Source organism: Lutibacter sp. (assembly GCF_013139515.1).
Classification (GTDB): Bacteria; Bacteroidota; Bacteroidia; order Flavobacteriales; family Flavobacteriaceae; genus Lutibacter.
The window spans coordinates 1-3,721 of record NZ_WTAR01000019.1 but is presented as its reverse complement, the minus strand read 5'-3'; the positions used below and the strand labels follow the sequence as shown (position 1 = coordinate 3,721).

The 3,721-nt window shown below is 32.4% G+C and carries 8 protein-coding genes; all 8 read left to right on the top strand.

Annotated elements, in window-relative coordinates; all coding sequences use genetic code 11:
• On the top strand, window positions 1–518 hold a 518-nt coding region (rpsE, locus tag GQ540_RS02095; protein ID WP_291796610.1), incomplete at its 5' end, for a 30S ribosomal protein S5.
• 10 nt (window positions 519–528) lie between these two features.
• Window positions 529–711 (top strand): 50S ribosomal protein L30, encoded by a 183-nt coding sequence (rpmD, locus tag GQ540_RS02090; RefSeq protein WP_291796607.1) that lies wholly within the window; start codon window positions 529–531, stop codon window positions 709–711.
• Between the two features lie 9 nt (window positions 712–720).
• A complete protein-coding gene (gene rplO / locus GQ540_RS02085) occupies window positions 721–1,173 on the top strand; it encodes a 50S ribosomal protein L15 (RefSeq protein WP_291796604.1) in 453 nt (150 codons plus the stop codon).
• Between the two features lie 13 nt (window positions 1,174–1,186).
• A complete protein-coding gene (gene secY, locus GQ540_RS02080; RefSeq protein WP_291796601.1) occupies window positions 1,187–2,521 on the top strand; it encodes a preprotein translocase subunit SecY in 1,335 nt (444 codons plus the stop codon).
• A gap of 1 nt (window position 2,522) precedes the next feature.
• A complete protein-coding gene (gene infA / locus GQ540_RS02075; RefSeq protein WP_291796598.1) occupies window positions 2,523–2,738 on the top strand; it encodes a translation initiation factor IF-1 in 216 nt (71 codons plus the stop codon).
• A 10-nt stretch (window positions 2,739–2,748) separates the two neighbouring features.
• Window positions 2,749–2,865, top strand: a complete 117-nt coding sequence (ykgO, locus tag GQ540_RS02070; RefSeq protein ID WP_010137061.1) for a type B 50S ribosomal protein L36 — start codon at window positions 2,749–2,751, stop codon at window positions 2,863–2,865.
• A 2-nt stretch (window positions 2,866–2,867) separates the two neighbouring features.
• Entirely contained in the window at window positions 2,868–3,242 is a 375-nt protein-coding gene (gene rpsM, locus GQ540_RS02065) for a 30S ribosomal protein S13 (protein ID WP_291796590.1), read from the top strand.
• Between the two features lie 13 nt (window positions 3,243–3,255).
• Entirely contained in the window at window positions 3,256–3,639 is a 384-nt protein-coding gene (rpsK, locus tag GQ540_RS02060; RefSeq protein ID WP_291796587.1) for a 30S ribosomal protein S11, read from the top strand.
• Window positions 3,640–3,721 lie beyond the last annotated feature (82 nt).

Here is a 3,721-nt window from a genome sequence, read left to right as displayed (position 1 = left end):
AAAAATACAAAAACGTAGAAAGAGTTAAGCCTAGCGGGTTAGAACTACAAGATCATTTAGTTGGTGTAAATAGAGTTACCAAAGTAACAAAAGGGGGTAGAGCATTTGGTTTTTCAGCTATAGTTGTAGTTGGAGACGGAAATGGTGTAGTTGGTCATGGATTAGGTAAATCTAAAGATGTTGCATCGGCAATTGCAAAAGCAATTGAAGATGCTAAGAAAAATTTGGTTAGAATTCCAATTATTAAGCAAACATTACCTCACGAACAAAAAGGTAAATTTGGTGGAGCTAGAGTGTTTTTAAAACCAGCTTCTCATGGTACTGGAGTAATTGCCGGTGGTGCTGTTCGTGCCGTACTTGATTCTGTAGGTGTACATGATGTACTTTCAAAATCACAAGGTTCATCTAACGCTCACAATGTTGTTAAAGCTACATTTGATGCTTTATTACAATTGCGTAGTGCAAGTATGATTGCTAAAGAAAGAGGAATTTCTTTAGATAAAGTTTTTAACGGATAAAAGAGGAACGATGACAAAAATAAGAGTAACACAAGTTAAAAGTAAAATTAGACGTCCTCAAAATCAAAAAAGAACTTTGGATGCTTTAGGTTTACGTAAGATGAATCAAGTTGTTGAACATGAAGCTACTCCAAGTATTATTGGAATGGTAAATACAGTTTCACACTTAGTTTCTGTTGAAGAAATTAAATAAAATAAAGAGATGACATTAAATAACTTACAACCTGCTAAAGGATCAGTTAAAACACAAGGAAAGCGTTTAGGTAGAGGACAAGGTTCTGGTAAAGGAGGTACAGCATCAAGAGGTCACAATGGTCAAAAATCACGTTCAGGATATTCTAGAAAAGTTGGTTTTGAAGGAGGTCAAATGCCTTTACAAAGACGTGTGCCTAAATTTGGTTTTACAAATATTAATCGTAAAGAATATGTAGGTGTAAACTTACATAAGCTTCAAGAATTAGTTGATAATAAAAAAGTTACAGATACAATTACGTTAGATATTTTAATTGAAAACAGATTAGCCCGTAAAAAAGACCTAATTAAAATTTTAGGAAATGGAGAGTTAACTGCTAAATTAAATGTAACTGTACACAAATTTACAGCAACTGCAAAAGCTGCAATTGAAAAAGCTGGAGGTTCAGCCGAAACGGTATAATAATTATCTATAGATGAAAAAGTTAATACAAACCATTAAAGACATTTGGAGCATAGAGGAACTTAGAAATAAGATTCTATTAACACTTGGATTTATGGCAATTTACCGTTTAGCCGCTCAAGTACCACTTCCTGGTATTGATATTAATGTTGCGCAAGCAGCACTTGCAAATCAAACCAGTGGTGGTGGAATACTTGGATTACTTGATATGTTTACAGGAGGAGCGTTTTCACAAGCTTCTATTGTTGCTTTAGGTATTATGCCTTATATATCAGCATCTATTGTTGTTCAATTAATGGGAATTGCGGTTCCTTATTTACAAAAACTACAAAAAGATGGTGAGAGTGGAAGAAAAAAGATCAATCAAATTACACGTTGGTTAACTATTGCAATTACGATGGTTCAAGGACCAGCGTATATTACAAATATTTATCAATTAATTCCATCCGAAGCTTTCTATATTAGTGGTAGTATGTTTTGGTTATCTTCAATGGTAATTTTAACAGCTGGAACTGTATTTGCAATGTGGTTAGGTGAAAAAATTACTGATAAAGGTATTGGAAATGGTATATCATTATTAATTATGATTGGTATTATTGCTCGTTTCCCAGAATCATTTATTCAAGAGGTAGTTTCAAAAGTTACAGCTTCTAATGGTGGAATGATAATGATTTTACTTGAAGTAATCGTTTGGTTCCTTGTAATTTTAGTATGTGTTTATTTAGTAACTGCTGTTCGTAGAATTGCTGTACAATATGCTAGAAAAACTGTAGCCGGAAATATTAAAAGCGTTGCAGGGTCAAGAGATTATATTCCTTTAAAACTAAATTCATCTGGTGTAATGCCAATTATATTTGCACAAGCAATTATGTTTGCTCCTGCATTATTGGCAGGGTCAGATAATGAAAGTGTGAAAAGCATAGGGATTGAATTCTCTAATATGTTTGGTTTATGGTATAACTTGTTATTTGCATTTTTAATTATAATATTTAGTTATTTTTATACTGCAATAACAATACCTACAAATAAAATGGCTGATGATTTAAAAAGAAGTGGCGGATTTATTCCAGGTATTAGACCAGGAAAAGATACAGGAGATATGTTAGATAGAGTGTTATCTTTAATCACTTTTCCAGGTTCATTATTTTTAGCTTTAGTGGCTATATTGCCTTCTTTAGTTATTAACTTTGGATTGACACAATCTTGGGCATTATTTTACGGAGGTACATCATTGTTAATTATGGTTGGTGTTGCAATTGATACCATTCAACAAATTAACTCTCATTTATTAAATCGTCATTATGATGGTTTAATGAAGAAAGGAACTAAAAGAAAATCAGTATCATAATATGGCAAAACAACCAGCAATACAACAGGACGGAACAATTACAGAAGCATTGTCTAATGCAATGTTTCGTGTAGAGTTGGAAAATGGACATGTTGTAACAGCTCACATATCTGGTAAAATGCGTATGCATTATATTAAATTATTACCAGGTGATAAAGTGAAGTTAGAAATGAGTCCATATGATTTAACAAAAGCAAGAATTACTTACAGATATTAAAGTATAAACGATGAAAGTTAGAACATCAATAAAAAAGAGAAGTGCCGAGTGCAAAATTGTGCGTAGAAAAGGCAGATTATATGTAATCAATAAAAAGAATCCTAGATTTAAACAAAGACAAGGATAGATATGGCAAGAATAGCAGGTATTGATATTCCAAAAAATAAGAGAGGCGTTATTGCATTAACTTATATATTTGGAATTGGTAGAAGCAGAGCAAAAGAAATTTTAGCAACTGCAAAAGTAGACGAAAGCACTAAAGTTCAAGATTGGAATGACGAAGAGATTCACGAAATTCGTGAAGCTGTTGGTAGTTTAACAATTGAAGGTGAATTACGTTCAGAGACTCAATTAAGCATTAAACGTTTAATGGATATTGGGTGTTACAGAGGTATTCGTCACAGATCAGGATTACCTTTAAGAGGTCAAAGAACCAAAAACAATTCTAGAACTAGAAAAGGGAAAAGAAAAACTGTAGCTAACAAGAAAAAAGCAACTAAATAATAACTAATATATTATGGCGAAAGCAAGTTCAAAAAAACGTAAAGTTATTGTTGAGACAGTTGGTGAAGCTCATATCACAGCATCATTCAACAATATAATTATATCATTAACTAATAAAAAAGGTGATGTAATTTCTTGGTCTTCAGCTGGGAAAATGGGATTTAGAGGTTCTAAAAAGAATACTCCTTATGCTGCTCAATTAGCTGCAGAAGATTGTGCAAAAGTTGCACATGAAGCAGGTATGAGAAAAGTAAAGGTATATGTTAAAGGACCTGGTAACGGAAGAGAATCAGCAATTAGATCAATTCACAATTTAGGAATTGAAGTTTCTGAAATAATCGATGTTACTCCAGCACCACATAACGGATGTAGACCTCCAAAAAGAAGAAGAGTATAATTAAATTAATTTTTAACAGATAGGATTTAGATTATCGAAGGATTAGCCTTAATTCATAGTCCCTATCACATAAATATAAAAA

What these genes read in the sequence shown, in the direction of transcription:
- secY (WP_291796601.1), top strand. Translation starts at nt 1,187, where the DNA reads ATGAAAAAGTTAATACAAACCATTAAAGACATTTGGAGCATAGAGGAA.
- rpmD (WP_291796607.1), top strand. Translation starts at nt 529, where the DNA reads ATGACAAAAATAAGAGTAACACAAGTTAAAAGTAAAATTAGACGTCCT.
- rpsM (WP_291796590.1), top strand. Translation starts at nt 2,868, where the DNA reads ATGGCAAGAATAGCAGGTATTGATATTCCAAAAAATAAGAGAGGCGTT.
- rpsK (WP_291796587.1), top strand. Translation starts at nt 3,256, where the DNA reads ATGGCGAAAGCAAGTTCAAAAAAACGTAAAGTTATTGTTGAGACAGTT.
- ykgO (WP_010137061.1), top strand. Translation starts at nt 2,749, where the DNA reads ATGAAAGTTAGAACATCAATAAAAAAGAGAAGTGCCGAGTGCAAAATT.
- rplO (WP_291796604.1), top strand. Translation starts at nt 721, where the DNA reads ATGACATTAAATAACTTACAACCTGCTAAAGGATCAGTTAAAACACAA.
- infA (WP_291796598.1), top strand. Translation starts at nt 2,523, where the DNA reads ATGGCAAAACAACCAGCAATACAACAGGACGGAACAATTACAGAAGCA.